The organism is Bacillus cereus group sp. BceL220, assembly GCF_051776965.1.
GTDB lineage: Bacteria > Bacillota > Bacilli > Bacillales > Bacillaceae_G > Bacillus_A > Bacillus_A cereus.
The window spans coordinates 236,348-255,629 of record NZ_JBPWBC010000005.1 but is presented as its reverse complement, the minus strand read 5'-3'; the positions used below and the strand labels follow the sequence as shown (position 1 = coordinate 255,629).

Sequence of the window (19,282 nt, the reverse complement as noted above, 5' to 3'; positions counted from 1 at the left end):
TTTGTTTTATTATATCGTAGACGATGATGAAGTTTTCCGTTCGATGCTTTCGCAAATTATTGAAGATGGAGATCTTGGAGAAGTAATTGGTGAGGCGGATGACGGAGCTTTTATTGAAGCGGATCAACTAAATTTTAAAAAAGTAGATATTTTATTTATTGATTTGTTGATGCCGATGAGGGACGGAATTGAAACAGTTCGTCACATTGCGTCAACTTTCACGGGGAAAATTATTATGATTTCTCAAGTGGAATCGAAGCAGCTTATAGGTGAGGCATATACACTTGGTGTAGAATATTATATTACAAAACCATTAAATAAAATCGAAGTTGTATCTGTTGTACGCAAAGTGATGGAGCGTATTAGATTGGAGCGTTCTATACATGATATTCAAAAATCATTGAATAACGTGTTTCAGTGGGAAAAACCGCAATTGCGTACTGAACCAGTGCAAGAAGGAAAAAAGATAGGGGATTTAGGACGCTTTTTACTATCAGAACTCGGTATTGCGGGAGAGAATGGAAGTAAAGATTTACTTAGTATGCTGGAATATTTATATGGTCAAGAAAAGGCACAGACATTTGAGTTTGGCTTTCCTGCGTTAAAAGAAATTTTTCATCATATTACGATAAAGAAATTAGGGGATCTAGCTTTAGGTGCGGATATTGATAAAGAGAAAAAAGCGTCTGAACAAAGAGTACGTCGAGCTATTTATCAGTCGTTAAATCATTTGGCTTCTTTAGGACTAACAGACTTTTCAAATCCAAAATTTGAAAGCTATGCTCCAAAATTTTTCGATTTCACCGTAGTTAGAAAACGGATGACAGAAATGACGAAAGATGAACTCGCATCTTCTGGTCATACGCGAATTAATACGAAGAAGTTTATTCAAGTGTTGTATTTTGAGGCGAAGAGGTTGATGGAGATAGAGTGAAGAAGATGCTTATAAATAAGCATCTTTTTTTGTTAAATCAACATTTTATATTTTCTCGTGGAGCATGTAAAATGTTAAGTAAGAGAAAATGGTTTTATATTAAGGAAGTGTCAAAGCGATGAGTTTCACATTGAATAAATCGATTATTAAAGAAGTGTGCGGAGAGACCTCATATAAAAGAGGTGAAGCCTATTATAAATCAAATAAAGTGATAATAGATCATTACGATGAAAATAAAGAAATTTGTGAGGCGACAGTAAAAGGGAACGAGGATTTCCATGTTACAGTAGCAAAAGCCAAAAAGGGTGATGTTGTTGCAAAATGTAGTTGTCCTTCATTAGCGTCTTTTCAAACGTACTGTCAACATGTTGCAGCAGTATTAATACAAATAAACTATAATCAACAAACAGGTGGAATGAGCTCCACTAGTAACAGAAATGATCAATTGACAAGTGGTATGTTCCAGCTGTTTGCAGACAAACCACTGAGGCCAAAAAGTAAACAACACCGTTTTGATACACGTGAAATATTAGATATTGAGTTTATATGTACACCAGTTGCTACGAGAAGTGGTGGTGCTCTTCTTGGAATTCAATTGAAACTTGCCAAAGTGTATTTCATAAATCATATTAGAGAATTTCTTTCTAAGGTGGAGAAAAGAGAGTCTTTTCATTGTTCAAATGAATTTACATATACACCAGATGTACATAGTTTTAAACAAGAAACGGATGCAATTATTCAGCAGCTCATTAAAATGTATCATAACGAAAAAATGTATGAGGATGCGCTAGAAGTACATGCGAAACAAGATGAAAGTATGATATTTATACCACCAGCTTCATGGAAAGATATGCTCTCTTCACTTTCTAAAGTTGAATATGTACAGCTGAAACAAAATAAACAACTGTTTCAGGGATTACAAGTTTCAAAAGGTTTGTTGCCGTTACACTTTGAATTTACGAAGGGAAATAATGGCGGATTTACACTTCATATAGAGGGTTTAAATCGTGTACAAGTTATGGATATGTATAACAATGCACTTTACGAAGGGAAATTATATCACTTACACATTGAAGATTGTATGCGACTTATTGAATTACAAAAGATGATGAGTCGCTCAAATAGTAATCAGTTTTATATTCCAGAAAGTAAGATGGAACATTTCGTCGCGAAAGTTGTACCAGGATTAATGAAGCTTGGAACTGTACACATTGATGAAGTAATATCGGATCGTGTTGAAACACCTTCGCTAAAAGCGAAATTGTATTTAGACCGCGTGAAAAATCGCTTATTAGCAGGTCTTGAATTTCACTATGGGAACGTCATGATTAATCCGCTAGAAGAGGATGGACAGCCGTCTGTTTTTAATCGTGATGAGAAAAAGGAAAAAGAGATTTTAGACATTATGAGTGAAAGTGCTTTTGCAAAAACAGAAGGCGGTTACTTTATGCATAATGAAGAAGCTGAGTATAACTTTTTATATCACGTTGTGCCAACATTAAAAGGTTTAGTTGATATTTATGCGACGACAGCAATCAAATTGCGAATTAGTAAAGGGGATGCAGTTCCTCTTATTAGAGTGAGAAGAAAAGAAAGAATTGATTGGTTGTCATTTCGTTTTGATATAAAAGGAATACCAGAAGCAGAAATTAAAGGTGTATTAGCGGCCCTTGAAGAGAAACGTAAATATTATCGATTGGCGAATGGTTCGTTTTTATCGCTAGAGAGTAAAGAGTTTAATGAAATTAATCAGTTTATAAAAGAATCAGGTATTCGGAAAGAATTTTTACATGGAGAAGAGGTAAATGTTCCGCTTATTCGAAGTGTAAAATGGATGAACGGACTTCATGAAGGCAATGTTTTAAGTTTGGATGATTCTGTTCAAGAGTTAGTAGAAAACATTCAAAACCCGAAAAAATTAAAGTTTGCTGTGCCAAATACTTTAAATGCAGAAATGAGAAAGTATCAAGTATATGGGTTCGAATGGATGAAAACACTTGCTCATTACCGTTTTGGCGGTATTTTAGCAGATGATATGGGACTTGGAAAAACGTTGCAAAGCATTGCTTTTATAGATTCTGTTTTGCCTGAGATTCGAGAAAAGAAACTGCCTATATTAGTCGTTTCACCATCATCTCTTGTTTATAATTGGTTTAGTGAATTGAAAAAATTCGCCCCGCATATTAGAGCAGTTATTGCAGATGGAAACCAAGCAGAGCGCCGGAAAATTTTGAAAGATATAACGGAATTTGATGTCGTAATCACGTCATACCCATTACTGAGAAGAGATATAAGATTATATGCAAGACCATTTCATACACTATTTCTTGATGAAGCACAGGCGTTTAAAAACCCTACAACGCAAACGGCAAGAGCTGTGAAAACAATTCAAGCTGAATACCGTTTCGGACTAACTGGTACACCTGTAGAAAATTCATTAGAAGAGCTATGGTCTATCTTCCATGTCGTCTTCCCGGAATTATTACCAGGAAGAAAAGAGTTCGGTGATTTAAGGCGTGAAGATATAGCGAAGCGAGTGAAACCATTCGTATTAAGACGATTAAAAGGGGACGTATTAAATGAGTTGCCAGAGAAAATAGAGCACTTACAATCATCGGAGTTATTACCCGATCAAAAGAGTCTCTATGCTGCTTATTTAGCGAAGTTAAGGGAAGAAACGTTAAAGCATTTAGACAAAGACACGTTACGTAAAAATAAAATTAGAATTTTAGCTGGTTTAACGAGATTGCGACAAATTTGTTGTCATCCCGCTTTATTTGTTGATGATTACAAAGGAAGTTCAGCTAAATTTGAACAACTGTTAGAGATTTTAGAGGAATGTAGAAGTACAGGGAAGAGAATATTAATTTTTTCTCAATTTACGAAGATGCTTTCCATTATTGGTCGTGAGTTAAATCGACAAGCAATTCCATACTTTTATTTAGACGGGAGTACACCAGCGCAGGATCGTGTAGAGCTGTGCGATCGGTTTAACGAAGGAGAAGGAGATCTATTTCTCATTTCTTTAAAAGCTGGTGGTACCGGACTTAATTTAACTGGTGCAGATACAGTAATATTATATGATTTATGGTGGAATCCAGCTGTTGAACAACAAGCGGCCGATAGGGCGTATCGAATGGGACAAAAAAATACAGTGCAAGTTATAAAGCTAGTAGCTCAGGGAACAATTGAGGAGAAAATGCATGAACTGCAAGAAAGTAAGAAAAATTTAATCGCTGAAGTGATTGAGCCGGGAGAAGAGAAATTGTCCTCAATCACAGAGGAAGAAATTCGAGATATTTTAATGATTTAATATAAAAAAGCTATGCCTTCAAATTTATGAGGGCATAGCTTTTTTGTTGTAATAATTATATTTTGTTTTGTACAAAGTAAAGAAATCAAATGTTATTTAAATTACTTCTTTGTACCTTTACTTTTGTATGGTTTGGCAGCTGCCTTTTTCTTTGCACTTGATTGCCAACGGTTCCATCCTTTACTTCCTGTACCTTGTCCTACACCTTTTTTCGGTTTTGCTTTCGTTTTACTCATATGATCACTCCGTTATATAAAAATCTTATTTGATAATAGTCAATGATTTAGAAAATACTCTTTATAAATGACTATGATTGCTTTAAGTAAAAATAAACTGCTTGAATGCTATAGTATAACATGAATTTGCAAGTAAACTGAAAGGAATTATAAAGAAAATGAAAATAATAAGAAATACTGCAGATTCTATATTCCGAACGATCACATTAATTGTTGTGTATACGTTAGTTTCGGTCAGTGAAACATTTTTTGGATTGACGAGGCAGAAAAAGTAAAGATGTTAAATTAACAACAATCAATAAAGCCGTAAAATAAAGAATTGAAAAACATTTTAAAACTTTTTGTTGACTTTCTTTATTTTTTGTATAGAATAATCATTAATAAAATGTTTCAGAGATGTGACAACAAAACGACTATGAAAGGACGAGTAGTAGTAGGACGTAGTTTAAGCGAGTCAGGGGTGGTGTGAGCCTGATACGAAGCCTATTATGAAGAACCTCCTGGAGTTGCTAACCGAAATCCTTTATAGGAAAGTAGACTTAGCCGGGAACTTCGCCGTTACAAGAAGAACAGTATCGAGATATTTCATCTCCGTATTGTATAAGTGAGCAACCTCTGTTGCTAATTTGGGTGGTACCGCGGAACCAAAGCCTTTCGTCCCAGTTTTTTGGGAAAGAAGGGCTTTTTTTGTTGGCTTCTTTTCACAACATCCAAACATTTTAGGAGGAAACCACCATGTATCAATCATTAATGACAGTAAGAGAGACTCAAATCGCAATTAAGGAAGTTAAAACATTCTTCGAGGACCAATTAGCAAAACGCCTTGAACTATTCCGCGTATCTGCACCATTATTCGTAACGAAAAAATCAGGATTAAACGATCACCTAAACGGTGTAGAACGTCCAATTGAATTTGATATGTTACATTCAGGAGAAGAATTAGAAATTGTTCATTCACTAGCGAAATGGAAACGATTTGCATTACATGAATACGGATATGAAGCTGGTGAAGGTTTATATACAAACATGAACGCGATTCGTCGTGATGAAGAACTTGATGCAACGCATTCCATTTATGTTGACCAATGGGATTGGGAAAAAATCGTTCAAAAAGAATGGCGTACTGTTGAATACTTACAAAAAACAGTACAAACAATTTATGGAATATTCAAAGATTTAGAAGATCACTTATTTGAAAAATATCCGTTCCTTGGAAAGTATTTACCGGAAGAAATTGTTTTCGTTACTTCTCAAGAATTAGAAGATAAATATCCAGAATTAACACCGAAAGATCGTGAACATGCAATTGCAAAAGAACACGGTGCAGTCTTCATTATCGGAATTGGTGATGCACTTCGTTCAGGTGAAAAGCATGACGGACGCGCAGCTGATTATGACGATTGGAAATTAAACGGTGACATTTTATTCTGGCACCCAGTACTACAATCTTCATTTGAGTTATCATCAATGGGAATTCGTGTTGATAGTAAATCGCTTGATGAGCAGTTAACGAAAACTGGTGAAGACTTCAAACGTGAGTATGATTTCCATAAAGGTATATTAGAAGACGTACTACCATTAACAATCGGCGGTGGCATTGGACAATCAAGAATGTGCATGTACTTCTTACGTAAAGCACATATCGGTGAAGTTCAATCTTCTGTATGGCCTGACGATTTACGTGCAGCTTGTAAAAAAGAAAACATTCATCTGTTTTAATAGAAGTGAGGGAATAGCTTAAATATAGAGCTATTCCCTCTTTTTTTAATTGTGTAAACGAATGGTTTACAGAGAGTTTTACTAATGGTTTCTTTCATTTATATCTCTTTTTATGTAATAATTTGTTAAAGGAGGGGACGTTATGAGCATAGGAGAGCAGCTAAAAAAACTACGAGAATCAAAGGGGTTTTCGCAAGAGGATGTTGCTAAAAAGATTGGTGTGACGAGGCAAGCAGTGTACAAATGGGAAAATGATAAAAGTTATCCTGATATTGATAATCTAATTTTACTAAGCGAAATGTACAATGTTACGCTTGATGAGTTAATAAAAGGGAAACAGAATATTAAAGAAAAAATACATATTGATGAAGAAGATGAGGATTTTGAGAAAGAGAATGATTTTGGTTTTTATATTGGGTTTGGATTGCTAATTATGAGTGCATTCATTGATTATGAAGGAATACAAGTATTTGTATTAGGAGTTGCACTATTCATGATGGTTTTTTATTCGAATGTGAAGAAAGTTATTTTGAATGAATATAGATCGTTTTTTCAAGAGAAAGAGTGAAAAGATATATGTGATAAAAAGTGAGAAGAGTTAGTTATATTTCCTAGGAAAGGGTATAACGAATATTTTCATTGTATTATAATGATTTTGGGATATCGGTAATATGAAAGCTATTTGGGTAGATCCTTGAAATCTATATGTAAAATGATAATAAAGTTATTTAATTTTAAAAGCTCAAACAAGCATAACCCCGTTCTAAAGCTAGGACGGGGTTCAAAATATAATAATAAAATCGCTTAAGAGTCTACGTTTTATTCAATGATAGTGCCTTTTTATAAAACGTCACTTGCTTATTTATTACCGAGTTCTTCCGCTAAACCGATTAAAATTCCTTCGACTCCACGAATGTAGCAGAGACGATACGAGTTCTCGTACTGAACTACTTCGCCAACGAGCTCTGCACCATGCTTAGTGAGTCTCGATACCATTTCGTCAATATCTTGAACGGTGAACATGACGCGTAGATAACCGAGGGCGTTTACAGGAGCTTTTCGGTGATCTGCTATAGTAGGAGGGGTGAGAAATCGCGAAAGTTCAATTCGGTTGTGGCCATCTGGAGTGACCATCATAGCGATCTCTACGCACTGAGAACCGAGTCCAGTTACGCGACCAGCCCATTCACCTTCGACATTGGCTCGACCTTCGAGATTCAAGCCAATCTCCTCAAAGAAAGAGATTGCGTTATCAAGAGATTCTACAACGATGCTGACATTGTCCATTCGTAATAATTTGTTTTTTGCCATAGTCTTATCTCCTTATGTATAAAAGTTCATTATTTAATCATCCTCATAATTATACTACTAAGTAGTTACAAATTCCTTTCAGTCAAAAACACCTTGTCACAGTATAGGAAAAATTGACAAGGTGTTTTTTTATATGTCATATAGCATCTTGTTAACGAACAGCTTTTATTTAATAGGAAGGAAGTAGATTAATATGATTTTTTTATAAGTGTTACTGAGCATATCAAATTAGCTCATTTGTACTAAAGGCTCAATTTTCGCCATAAATGATTGATGTAGCGCCTCAACCCCTGTTACTAAATGAAGGCGGTCAATAACGACAGACACTTTAATTTCTGATGTACTTACCATTTTAATATGAATATCTTCTTCTTTTAAAGTAGTAAACATATTTGCAGCGACACCAGGGTTAGATACCATGCCAGATCCTACGATTGATACTTTTGCTAAGTGATTTTCATGTTCTACAGATTCGTAGTGAAGAGTTTCTTGATTTTGTTCCAAAACTTTTAAAGTTTCTCTTAAATCATTCGAGTGAATGGAGAAAGAGAGATGTACAGTTCCTTCATTTGTAATACTTTGAATGATGATATCTACATTAATATGTGCCGCTGCTAATGTAGAGAAAACTGTTGAAAGCGAGCCTTGTTCTAGTCCTTTAATTGTGACACGTGTAATGTTATCCTCAAATGCAATACCTTTAACGATTGATTGTTGTTCCATGTTACATTCTCCTTTTACAATTGTTCCGTTTTCTTGTTCCATACTTGAGCGAACTTCTAAAACTACGTTATGATTTTTAGCAAACTCAACAGCGCGCGGGTGTAATACGCCAGCACCGAGATTAGCAAGCTCTAACATTTCGTCATAAGAAGTTTCGTCTAATTTGTAAGCGTCTTTTACAACTCGTGGGTCCGTTGTATATACGCCTGTCACATCCGTATAAATATCACATTTTTTTGCTTTAAGTGCAGCGGCTAGTGCGACAGCAGTCGTATCAGAGCCACCACGGCCAAGCGTTGTAATTTCATTTTCTACACTTATACCTTGGAAACCAGCTACGATAACAATTGTGCCTTCAGCAAGATAAGATTGAATACGATCTGTATGAATGTCAGTAATCCGTGCACTACTATGTACAGATTCTGTCGTAAGACCAGCTTGCCACCCTGTTAATGAAATTGCACGATAGCCTTTTGCTTGCAGTGCCATTGTTAATAATGAAATAGTTACTTGTTCTCCTGTAGATAGAAGCATATCCATTTCACGTTTACTTGGATTTTCTGTAATAACGTTAGCGAGTGCGACAAGTTCATCCGTGCTTTTTCCCATTGCTGAAACGACAGAGACAACGCTATGACCTCGTTCATATTCTTCAATAATTAAATTTGCTACATGTTGAATGCGCTCGACGCTTCCGACAGAAGTGCCACCAAATTTTTGAACAATTGTTTCCATTACAAATTCCTTCTTTCGTCTATTTTTAAGAATAGATTAGGAAATATATAAATCCCAATACTCCTGTAGTTACCAGAAAGACAAACAAAAAACACCATCTCAAATAAGTGAGGATGGTGCTGTTACAGGAAAAGGGAAACAGAAAACGGAGCTAATAAAAAAACCGCCAAAAAAGGAATATCATAAAAAATGATATCTCTTTTTTGTAGATAGCTCTTCATACGTACACGTCTGTACATATGACAGTTCTGTTTCTATTCGAAAACAGCCCCAATTGATAAATGCAGAGAAACTTATCAATTTCGGCAATACTTCCTTTCATCTAAGTTCATAGACATCTCTGTGTCTCCATTAGAATACTCATAAGTATCGCAACCTCTATCTCACGTTTTAGGCGAGAGTGTTTGATTTATGAAGTTGTTGGTAACATTTGTTTTATAATAATTTAAATTTTTCGGGGAATCAAGTGTTTTATATATATTTTTAAAATTCTTTCTTTTTCCAGGAAAGTTTGTGAAAAATGTAGCAAAATAAATTCATTGCATGTACATTAAACTTATAGTGCATAGGAGGTGGGAGAATGAAAAGGAAACAGCCTATTTATGTTGCGACAAAAATGAACACGACGATGGGAAAATTATGGGAATATACGCAAGAACCACATATACATACGGAGTGGGATGCTCGCTTTACTGAAATTTCGTATTTAGAGAAAAAAGAAGGAGAACCACAGAAGTTTTTGTATAAAACAAAGATTGGATTTGGGCTTGAAATAGCTGGAGAAGGGGAATCAATAGGTGAAATAAGAAAAGAAACTGGTGAAAGAATTTCTTCTTTAAAATTTTGGACGGATAATACATTATCTCTTATTCAAATAGGACGTGGTTATTGGAAGTATACGCCGAATAAAGAATACATCCATTTTGAGACACAATATGATTATGATACAAGATTTGGTCGTATAGGAAATGTGATAGATTCCTATATTTTTCGTCCGTTATTAGGTTGGGCGACTGCTTGGAGTTTTGATGCCTTAAAATTATGGTTAGAAAAGGGGCTTCATCCTAGGTTACTAATTAGAAGAACAATGACGTATTGGCTCGTATGTTTTTTATTTGCTTTTGTATGGATATATCAAGGGATAGTGCCAAAACTACTTTTTACTCATTTAGAAGAAGTAAAGATGCTTTCTGTATTAATCGGTTCAAATGAAAATAGTGTATATATACTTAAAATAATTGGGGTGTTAGAAATAATTTTCGGTGTTGTATGGCTGTTGCCAATAGCAAAACGAAAATTATTTATATTGCATATTATTGTATTACTAGTTTTAACATTAGCGGCAGGATTTACGAATATTGCAAGCTTTACAGGGCCGTTTAATCCGATTACATTAAATGTTCTTCTAATGGGGTTATCAATTGTCGGTTATATAAATAGTTTCGATTTACCAAGAGCGAAAAATTGCAATAGGGCGAGAAAGGGATAAGTGTATGGCTAATATATATGAACGATTATTAGGGGATACCTATAAAAATCTTCATCCTGAATTGCAGAAGCGTTATGCGATTACAGAAGAGAATAGTTTTACAGGTGAAGGAAAGATGGATGAAATTTACGGTGGCTCTTTTTTCGTGAAATTTATATTAAAAATTGCATCGAAGTTTCGAATGTTTTTCTCAGAAAGAGGAGAGGAAATTCCATTTACGATACAAAATACAGCTGAGCGAGATGAATATGGACAAGAATTAGTAAGGTGGAATCGTACTTTTTATTTTCATAATAAGAAAAGATATTTTAATGCAGTTATGCAATTGGATGAAAAAGAAAATGAAATTGTAGATTATTTTGGCGAACCACATTTACTCGTTTCTACACTGCATTTTCATATCGATGAGTTAGGTGCAATGCATATTTCTTCAAAGAAACAATGGTTTTATATGTTTGGAAGAAAAATTCCGTTACCAAAATTTTTGTATGGTGAAGCAAAAATTGTTGAAAGTTATGATGATGAACTACAATGTTTTCGAATTCATGTACAAGTACGAAACCCGTTAATTGGCTCGCTTTTTTCATATAAGGGAACATTTATGGAAAGGAACTAAATGATATGAAAAATATAATATTTGGGCTTGCTTGTTATGTTGTTTTTCTATTATGTGAGCGGTCGAATACAAATCCTGTTGAAGCAATTATATTATTATCTGTTTTATTATTTATACCAATGTCACTTTGTATTATTGATAAAAGAAAAAGAGATGGATCGTATTTATTATTTTATAAATTCGTATCGTTTTTATATCCAATCGCAGCAATTTGTGCAATGCTAGCTTTCGTCACAAATCACTATGTATTTGCGCTAGTTTGGTTTGTATATACAGGAATCGTTGCGTTATTTGGTGTAAGTAGATTGCTAGAAAGAGGATGGAAGCCGTTAGAAGAGATCGCCATAGATAGTGCGTTTATTTATTTGTTTTTAGGTGGTTTTTGGTTTTTTGCTTCAGCAGCAAAACTTTCAATTATGCATTTTAGCTCTGACATTGTTTTACTCACAGCTGCACATTTTCATTATTCGGCGTTTCTATTGCCATTATCAGCTGGTTTAATAGGGAGAAAAAGAGAAAAGAGAAGTAAAGTATATGATGCTATTATGTTTATAATCATGATTTCACCTATGACAGTTGCAATAGGAATTACATACTCGAGAATATTTGAATTTTTTGCAGTGCTCCTATATTTATGTGCGATTTATGGATATGGATTTTACGTTTGGAGAGCAAAATTTAATGCTATCAGTGCAAAGATTCTTTTAATCGTTTCGTCTAGTACACTCATGGTTACAATTATGTTCTCACTTATATACTCATACGGGAATTTGAAGCATGTAATGACGATTACAATTGCTCAAATGGTTTGGATTCACGGTGTTGTCAACGGAATTGGAGTAGCGTTACCGGCATTTGTCGGCTGGATGATCGAAAAGAGTGTTCCGAATTATAAATACTATGGGAAACCAATGAGTAAATTAAGAGGAAGTGTGGCAATTGGTGAGGCTTTTTTATATAGCGGCAATTTAGTAGGCAGTAAGGAATACAACGGTTTAGTTGATCAAATAACTGATTTTCATAGTGAGTCATTTGACGTGACGAAGGTTCCTTTAAGTATGATTCATTTTTATGAAAATACAGCAGAGTATGAATTGCAATCGAATATTAAATGGACTCGTTGGTTCCGTCCGTTCGCACTTTGCTATGAGAAAATGAGTAAGCGTGTAGAACAAATACATTTAGGGATGGGCGGCAATTGGGAAACGATGCATGGCTCTATCATTAGTGTAATAGATGAGAAAGATGGAAGAGAGAATGTAAGGGCTTGGATAAGGAAAAATGAAGCAGGTGAATCTATTTTTGTAGCTCTTTATTCAAAGCATACAAATAAGAATGAGACATATATGAATATCGCCTTACCTTTACCTTATTCGAATATGACTGGTATTTTGAAACTATATAATGATAGTCATGATTTAATCATTACTAGTAAGTTAAGAGAAAATGGTCAGGGAGATGAGGGGATTTATTTACATACTCGGTTCTTAACAATCCGTTTACCGTTAGCAGAGACTTTCATCATTACAGAGGGTAAGGATAAAATGTTAACAGCTCATCATAGCATGTGGCTATTTGGACTTGAATTTTTACATATTCATTATAAGATTGAAAAGATTGCACAGAAGTAAGAAAGGCTTGGATGGATTTCCAAGCTTTTTTATGTATGGGTAATTGTCATAGAAATTTGTTTATTTAGCTCATTATCCCAAACACGTTGAATTTCAAAAGTGCCTGTTTCAAAAAATAATGGGAATCTTTCTTTAAACCAATCTTGCATAGGAAGCTTTAGTGCTGTATCAATTGGTATCCATAATAATTCGCCCTCAGGAGGGTTCAAAAGAAATTCACCTTCAAATGAGTCTGTCCAGTAGTTGAATACCATGTACCGAACATTCCCTTTCGGATTTACATATTCATCTAATCCCTTAAAAATTAAATCCGAAACAAGTAATCCGGTTTCTTCTTTTACTTCCCTTATAGCGGCTTGAACGATACTTTCGGGGAAATCTACTTTGCCGCCAGGAGCGATGTAGCCAGGGAAACCTCGATGGTTGGGGCGTTTTATGAGTAAAACTTCATTGTTGCGCTGGATCATACACATTGTATAGATCTGGTGTTCGATGTTATGTGAATTTAGAGGCATAATGATGTATTCTCCTTTATATTTTTTTGATAATTTTACCATAACATAATTGTTTCTTATATAATTAGAAAAATAATATTATAAATTTTCAGTCATATATTTTGTATTCTATAGTCATTTGAAAAGAGGGGAGAGACATGCAAGGGGAAATACAAAAGGAAAAAAGTTTAGGTTATATTGGAAAATTATTATTACCAGTTAAAGTATCAACGCACTTTAAGTTTTTATGGATTGGACAATTACTCTCGGCCTTAGGTAGTTCGATAACTATGGTCATACTTCCAGTTGTTGTGTATTCATTAACTGGTTCAACAGTTGTAATGGGGATGACGATGGCAATGTACATGCTACCTAATATTCTTGCTTTACCGTTTGCGGGTTTAATTGTAGACCGAATTGATCGGGTTAGGTTAATGTTATTTACGGATATAATCCGCTGTATATTAATGCTATTACTTGCATCGCTTATATTTATGGATTTATTAACAATTACGATTTTATATATTCTCGTTGCCATATACGGACTTATGGAAGGGATATTCCAACCAGCATATTCTGCTGTAAGGGCGAAAGTATTCGTCCCTGAAATTCGTAATGCAGCTAACGCACTCACTCAAATGAGTAATCAAGGTATACGATTAATTGGGCCAGCACTTGGTGGGTTAATCGTATCGGTTGCATCTGCAGGGATAGGTTTCGGACTAGATGCAGCAACGTACTTATTATCATTTTTATGTTTATTATTTTTAAAAGAAATTAAGTTTAAAAAAGTAAAACCCATTGAAAAGAGTAAGCTTAATTACAAACAAGAGTTTATAGAAGGTGTTTTAGTTTTAAAAAGTCATCCGTGGCTGTGGATTACAATTTTAGTTTTTTCTTTTATAAATATTTGTTATGCCGGCATTATCGTCGTATTAATTCCATGGTTATTTAATGTTCATCATCATTTTGAAGCTTACGTGTATGGACTTGGCATGGCCTTTTCTGGTGGTGGGGCTGTAATTGCCGCATTAATATTTGGTGGGAAAGAGCTGTGGCATAAGAGAGGATTACTGGCTTATGGAGGTGTTTTAATGAGTGGCATTGCTTTATTAATTATGCCATTCATTTCTTGGGCACCCGCTTTAATATTCTTAATGGCAATTGAAGGATTTGGCATGATGATATTTGGACTCATTTGGGAAACGAGTTTACAGGAGCTTGTACCAGAAGAAGCATTCGGAAGAGTGGCAAGCCTTGATATGTTGGGTTCTTTTGCTTTATTGCCAGTAGGGTATGTAGTTGTAGGCTGGTTAGCTACTGTCATAGGTGGCGAAATAACTATTATAACACTAGCTAGTTTAGTAATTTTAACAATTGGAATAGCATTGTCTGTACCGAGTATTCGTCGATTTAATTGATTATATGGGAAAAGAGGGCGATATGCATGACTATAGAAAACTTGAAAGATATAGTAACAAGGCAATTAGAGAGTAAATATATTTTGGAAGAAAAGGTCTTTGAAGCGAAAAATTTTACAGTCTATATCGCTACCCAAATAGAAAATAACTTAGCATATAATCAATTAGTATTAATAAAACATCTTTGTAATGAAAAACCGTCCGTACATATTTGGCACAAAAAGATTAGTATGGAAGCAACAAAATTAGAAATCATAAAAGAAGTGACGGAAGCGATACAAGCAGGTTTCAAAAATGAAGAATAAGCCCTAAAGAAATTAGGACTTATTCTTCATTAAATACAAATGTTTGTTTCATTTTTTTACCTTCATTTACCGGATGGCCGTTATAAGAGAAATTCTTTTCTTCCCAAGTGATCACAACTTTAAAATTATGACTATTAAAGTCTAATGGGAATACCATGTAGTCAAAGCTTGTATGACTTTTAGAAATATTTTCATTAGGTGTAGTAGGTTTAAAGGTAGCTTTAGAGGTAGGGTTGTTATCAAGTATTTCCACAGATACATTTGATACATCATGACCGATGTTTTTTACGAGTAAACTATACGTATCAAATACACCTTGTTTTGGCTGAATTGCTTGCTTGTTTGAGTTATGAGATTTATCAATTTCGACATACCATTGTTTAGACTTTGACGCAATCGGTAGTGACTGAAATGTGTAAGCATTAGCTTGCATTGGTAGTGCTAAACATATAAGCGTAAAGAGAGTTAATATTTTTCGTTTCATTTTTTAGAGCTCCCATTCTTTAATGGATTTACTTGTTATTATCTTCTTTTTACGAGTGAATATACCATATAATGTAAAGTGGGTATTGTGAGTAGTGAATTAATATCTTATTCACTACTCTTATAGCTGGCATCATTACGTATGTAGTAAGAAAGAATAAATTTATTTTTTTCTATACTTAGATTGCCGCTCTTTTTAAAAGGGCTATTTTTACGTTTTAATAAAAAGAATTTCCTAAGAGTTCCGTATAAATTATTTATTTTAATGTAGTTAAATGTGCTTATATATGTGAAATTAGAGAAGGAAGCTGTGTAGAGATGTTTCTACACAGCTTTTTAGGATATGAAAAAATTCCCAAAAATATGTTAAAATAACATTGTCATACAACAAGGGGGATTTGTTTTATGGAAAATGGACATCTTGCTAAAGTAGACTTAACGAAAAAAATTGAATCAAAATCTAAGTACAACAAGAAACTCGAAAAATATCAAAGGCGCTTATTAGCATTACAGCAAATTTTGAAAGAAGAAAAAATCGCGGTTATGCTTGTTATGGAAGGATGGGATGCGGCTGGTAAAGGTGGGGCAATTAAGCGGGTGACGGAACATCTTGACCCGCGTGGGTTCCAAGTAAATCCAATTGGAGCGCCTGCACCTCATGAAAAACGTTACCATTATTTGCAACGTTTCTGGCGCAAAATTCCACAGTACGGGCAAATCACCATTTTTGATCGCTCATGGTACGGTCGTGTGTTAGTTGAGCGTGTTGAAGGATTTGCTACAAAGGAAGAGTGGATGAGAGCATATGATGAGATTAATGATTTTGAAAAACTACTAACAGATGACCATTACATAATGGGGAAGTTCTTCTACCATATAAGTAAAGAGGAACAGTTAAAGAGATTTAAAGATAGAGAGAAAAATCCTTTGAAAAGATGGAAAATTACAGACGAAGATTGGCGTAATCGTGAAAAATGGGATGAATATGTTGAAGCGATGGAAGACATGTTTGAAAAAACAAGTAAGCCAAATGCGAAGTGGCATATTATTGAAAGTAACGATAAATTGTATGCTCGTGTGAAAACGTTAAAAATTATTATTTCATTCATTGAGGATTATTTCTTAGAACATGGTATAGAATTGCCTTCTTATTATTATGAAATGAAAGAGGATATTGAAGTTTTGCAAGATGTAGGTGTGAAAGAGTAAAAAAGAAAATGGCCCTGTGAATTGGTGAAACCAAATTATGGGGCTTTTTTATTTAGAAACATTTTACAATTAACAGAATAAGGTATATAATCAATAATCATATTAACATTGTTAATATGATTATTGATTATATAATATGTGGGGGTTTTACTTTGAAGGGAAGAGATGTTGTTTTAGGTTTATTAATGCAAAAGGAATTGTCTGGTTACGATATTAAAATTGTGTTTGAAGACGTATTTACTCATTTTTTTGATGGAAGTTTTGGAATGATTTATCCAACGTTACGACAATTGGAGAATGAAGGGAAAATAAAAAAAGAGGTTGTCATGCAAGAGGGAAAACCGAATAAGAAAATGTACTTTATTACAGATGAGGGGCGTGAAGAATTTTATCAATACATGCAGACGCCTGTAGAGAAGGATGTTTTACGTTCGGATTTTTTAATGAGAATGTATTTTGGTAACTATAGTGATGATGTAACAATAAAAAAATGGATTAAAGATGAAATTGAAAGAAAAGAAGCGTACATTGCAGATCTTCGATTGAAATATGAAAAGTGGAGAGTAGGTATTACTTTCGTCGAAGAAATTTCACTAGATGTAGGTATTGCATCGTATAGTGCACAAGTGGAGACTTTGAAGAGAAAATTAGAAGAGTTAGAGGCGAAAGAAAACAATAAAACAGAAGAATGAAAAACGCATTCACAATAAATAAAGGGGTATATAAAGATGGAGCAATCAAAGGGTATTAAGATTGTCTTTTTAATGTGTCTAGGTATCTTTCTTTGTATGATTGATACGACAATTATGAATATAGCTTTACCGGCAATACAATCGAGTGTAAATACTTCATTAGAAAAGATGTCTTGGGTATTAAATGTTTATACAATGACGATTGCAGTACTTGCCATTCCGTTAGGGCGGATAGCTGATATTTTTGGAAAAGCAAAGATGTATATTTTTGGTCTGGTGATTTTTGGTGGTGGATCGGTACTTTGCGCTTTTGCTAATACAGGTGATTTTCTTATTTTTTCTCGTTTTATACAAAGTATTGGGGCAGCGATTTTATTTCCAACAAGTATGGTAATTGGTGTATCAGCTATGCCGTTAGCTAAGAGGCATGTTGCGCTTGCAATTTTAGGAGTAACACAAGGATTGTCAGCTGCTATGGGACCAGTAATAGGTGGAATTATTACGCAAAATTTAGGATGGAGATGGGTGTTCTTCGTTAATGTTCCGGTTTGTATAATAGGAATCGTGTTATGTTGCATCATGCTACAAATAAAAAATGAAGAACGTATTATCTCAAAAATAGATTGGATAGGACTACTATTAAGTAGCACAGCAATTTTTTCATTTACTCTCATATTAGTAAAAGGTAATACATGGGGATGGCAAAGTAATATTGCTTTGTCTTGTTATGCAATTAGCACTATTTCTCTTATTCTATTTGTTTTAGTAGAACGAAAGATTCATAATCCAATGGTGAATTTAAAGTTATTTCAAGATCGAATGTTTGTCGGAGCGTCTATCGTTGTTATATTAAGTAATTTATTTTTAATTGGAGTTACTGTATTGCTTCCAACGTTCTTGACGAAACTACAAGGTCGAACGGAAATTGAAGCGGCTTTTTTAGTGACACCTATTTCAGCAATGATATTTTTTGTCTCACCAGTTGCAGCAACTTTAATTAAAAAACTCGGAAAAGTAACTATTATTTTGTCAGGATTTCTTATTATGGGGCTTTCCTACTATTGGTTGCAAATGATTGATGTTCATTCAACAAATATAGAAATTATTATTCCATGTATGATATTAGGTGTTGGATATGGTTTAGTAGTGGGGCCAATTACAGTTTTAAGTGCGTCTTCGTTTGAAGGAGAATTGTTAACTGCTTCTCAAAGTGTTGTATCAATGTTACGACAAGTCGGAATTGTATTGGCAGTCGCAATATTTGTCTCTAACTTAACTCACAATTTAACTGTAAATAAAGAAAAAGTATATCGTTATGCAGAAGAAAAGGTGCGTACTATTCATGTGAATAGTACTGAGCAAACTGAAATTTTACAAATGACTAAAGAAAAAATAGAGAATCAAAGTTTAGAGTCGAATATAAATAAGAAACAAAATGCAATGACAATGGGATTAAGTAAAGAGAAAAAGGAAGAATTGATTCGCGACAAGACGGATGAAATATTAAGAAAAGTTCCAGTAGAATATAGAGATGTAAAAAGAGAAGAAGTTATGAGGCAAGTGACAAAAGAAGTTGAAAAACAAGAGGAAAGTATAAAGAAAGAAGTACTCACATTTTCAAATGATGTGAATCATTATGCCAAGAATCAGATGGCTATGAGTTTTACAGATTTATATAAAGCAAGTGTGCCAATTATTTTAATTTGTGCTTTCGTAAGTTTGTTGTTTTGGGAAGGGAAAGCTTTGAGTAAAAAGAGAAGGGGAAGATTAGTAGAAGAAGCGTAAAGAAAAACAGGCTATAGCAGCCTGTTTTTTTCATTGTTTTCTCCTTGCATATTGTGAATAGTAGTATTTTTAATATAGCATGGGATAAGTCGAGTATGATTAGAAAGTTTTTTAGAATGAAAGGGATGAATGGAAAATGCCATTGAATATGTAACGTTATACATAGTACATTAACAAGAGGGATTA

The 19,282-nt window shown here is 34.2% G+C and carries 17 protein-coding genes, 1 riboswitch and 1 other annotated feature; of the genes, 12 read left to right on the top strand and 5 right to left on the bottom strand.

Annotated elements, in window-relative coordinates; genetic code table 11:
• Nucleotide 1 precedes the first annotated feature (1 nt).
• Both ACS2FK_RS16075 and ACS2FK_RS16070 read left to right on the top strand, forming a co-directional pair.
• Nucleotides 2-934, top strand: a complete 933-nt coding sequence (locus tag ACS2FK_RS16075; RefSeq protein WP_063547016.1) for a response regulator — start codon at nt 2-4, stop codon at nt 932-934.
• Nucleotides 935-1,052: 118 nt separating this feature from the next.
• Nucleotides 1,053-4,247 carry a DEAD/DEAH box helicase gene (locus ACS2FK_RS16070; RefSeq protein ID WP_063547017.1) on the top strand — a complete coding sequence of 1,065 codons (3,195 nt, stop codon included), beginning with the start codon at nt 1,053-1,055 and terminating at the stop codon, nt 4,245-4,247.
• Between the two features lie 101 nt (nt 4,248-4,348).
• Here the strand turns inward: ACS2FK_RS16070 and ACS2FK_RS16065 are convergent, their stop codons facing one another.
• Complete coding sequence (locus ACS2FK_RS16065; protein WP_000047588.1) at nt 4,349-4,483, bottom strand: DUF3934 domain-containing protein; 135 nt, start codon at nt 4,481-4,483, stop codon at nt 4,349-4,351.
• A gap of 406 nt (nt 4,484-4,889) precedes the next feature.
• Nucleotides 4,890-5,148 (top strand) — a binding site (T-box leader).
• Nucleotides 5,149-5,218: 70 nt separating this feature from the next.
• On the opposite strand from ACS2FK_RS16065, the gene asnA reads away from it, so the two are divergent.
• The gene (asnA, locus tag ACS2FK_RS16060) at nt 5,219-6,202 is read left to right on the top strand and encodes an aspartate--ammonia ligase (protein ID WP_000284916.1); all 984 of its coding nucleotides are present in this window, start codon (nt 5,219-5,221) and stop codon (nt 6,200-6,202) included.
• 142 nt (nt 6,203-6,344) lie between these two features.
• The gene (locus tag ACS2FK_RS16055) at nt 6,345-6,770 is read left to right on the top strand and encodes a helix-turn-helix domain-containing protein (RefSeq protein WP_063547018.1); all 426 of its coding nucleotides are present in this window, start codon (nt 6,345-6,347) and stop codon (nt 6,768-6,770) included.
• A gap of 290 nt (nt 6,771-7,060) precedes the next feature.
• On the opposite strand, the gene ACS2FK_RS16050 is transcribed toward ACS2FK_RS16055, so the two are convergent.
• Nucleotides 7,061-7,513 (bottom strand): VOC family protein, encoded by a 453-nt coding sequence (locus ACS2FK_RS16050; protein ID WP_001107258.1) that lies wholly within the window; start codon nt 7,511-7,513, stop codon nt 7,061-7,063.
• A gap of 228 nt (nt 7,514-7,741) precedes the next feature.
• Nucleotides 7,742-8,971 (bottom strand): aspartate kinase, encoded by a 1,230-nt coding sequence (locus ACS2FK_RS16045; RefSeq protein ID WP_063547019.1) that lies wholly within the window; start codon nt 8,969-8,971, stop codon nt 7,742-7,744.
• A gap of 202 nt (nt 8,972-9,173) precedes the next feature.
• Nucleotides 9,174-9,360: riboswitch (Lysine riboswitch) on the bottom strand.
• Between the two features lie 191 nt (nt 9,361-9,551).
• On the opposite strand from ACS2FK_RS16045, the gene ACS2FK_RS16040 reads away from it, so the two are divergent.
• Genes ACS2FK_RS16040 through ACS2FK_RS16030 form a run of 3 tightly spaced genes read left to right on the top strand, consistent with a single transcriptional unit; the run spans nt 9,552 to nt 12,707 of the window.
• Nucleotides 9,552-10,460, top strand: a complete 909-nt coding sequence (locus tag ACS2FK_RS16040) for a DoxX-like family protein (RefSeq protein WP_063547020.1) — start codon at nt 9,552-9,554, stop codon at nt 10,458-10,460.
• A 4-nt stretch (nt 10,461-10,464) separates the two neighbouring features.
• Complete coding sequence (locus tag ACS2FK_RS16035) at nt 10,465-11,076, top strand: DUF4166 domain-containing protein (RefSeq protein ID WP_063547021.1); 612 nt, start codon at nt 10,465-10,467, stop codon at nt 11,074-11,076.
• 5 nt (nt 11,077-11,081) lie between these two features.
• Entirely contained in the window at nt 11,082-12,707 is a 1,626-nt protein-coding gene (locus tag ACS2FK_RS16030) for a YndJ family protein (RefSeq protein WP_063547022.1), read from the top strand.
• Between the two features lie 29 nt (nt 12,708-12,736).
• Here the strand turns inward: ACS2FK_RS16030 and ACS2FK_RS16025 are convergent, their stop codons facing one another.
• Nucleotides 12,737-13,222 carry an 8-oxo-dGTP diphosphatase gene (locus ACS2FK_RS16025; RefSeq protein WP_063547023.1) on the bottom strand — a complete coding sequence of 162 codons (486 nt, stop codon included), beginning with the start codon at nt 13,220-13,222 and terminating at the stop codon, nt 12,737-12,739.
• A 137-nt stretch (nt 13,223-13,359) separates the two neighbouring features.
• On the opposite strand from ACS2FK_RS16025, the gene ACS2FK_RS16020 reads away from it, so the two are divergent.
• Nucleotides 13,360-14,622: an MFS transporter gene (locus ACS2FK_RS16020; protein ID WP_063547024.1), complete on the top strand. Its 1,263-nt coding sequence runs from the start codon at nt 13,360-13,362 to the stop codon at nt 14,620-14,622.
• Between the two features lie 26 nt (nt 14,623-14,648).
• Nucleotides 14,649-14,927 carry a hypothetical protein gene (locus ACS2FK_RS16015; protein ID WP_063547025.1) on the top strand — a complete coding sequence of 93 codons (279 nt, stop codon included), beginning with the start codon at nt 14,649-14,651 and terminating at the stop codon, nt 14,925-14,927.
• A 19-nt stretch (nt 14,928-14,946) separates the two neighbouring features.
• On the opposite strand, the gene ACS2FK_RS16010 is transcribed toward ACS2FK_RS16015, so the two are convergent.
• Nucleotides 14,947-15,411, bottom strand: a complete 465-nt coding sequence (locus tag ACS2FK_RS16010; protein ID WP_049107139.1) for a hypothetical protein — start codon at nt 15,409-15,411, stop codon at nt 14,947-14,949.
• 404 nt (nt 15,412-15,815) lie between these two features.
• Here ACS2FK_RS16010 and ACS2FK_RS16005 point away from each other — a divergent pair, with 404 nt between their 5' ends.
• The 3 genes from ACS2FK_RS16005 to ACS2FK_RS15995 all read left to right on the top strand — a co-directional run bounded on the left by ACS2FK_RS16005 (nt 15,816) and on the right by ACS2FK_RS15995 (nt 19,096).
• Entirely contained in the window at nt 15,816-16,619 is an 804-nt protein-coding gene (locus tag ACS2FK_RS16005) for a polyphosphate kinase 2 family protein (protein WP_063547026.1), read from the top strand.
• 152 nt (nt 16,620-16,771) lie between these two features.
• Nucleotides 16,772-17,311, top strand: coding sequence for a PadR family transcriptional regulator (locus ACS2FK_RS16000; RefSeq protein ID WP_063547027.1), 540 nt, complete (start codon nt 16,772-16,774; stop codon nt 17,309-17,311).
• 36 nt (nt 17,312-17,347) lie between these two features.
• Entirely contained in the window at nt 17,348-19,096 is a 1,749-nt protein-coding gene (locus ACS2FK_RS15995) for an MDR family MFS transporter (protein WP_063547028.1), read from the top strand.
• The last annotated feature ends 186 nt before the right edge of the window (nt 19,097-19,282 follow it).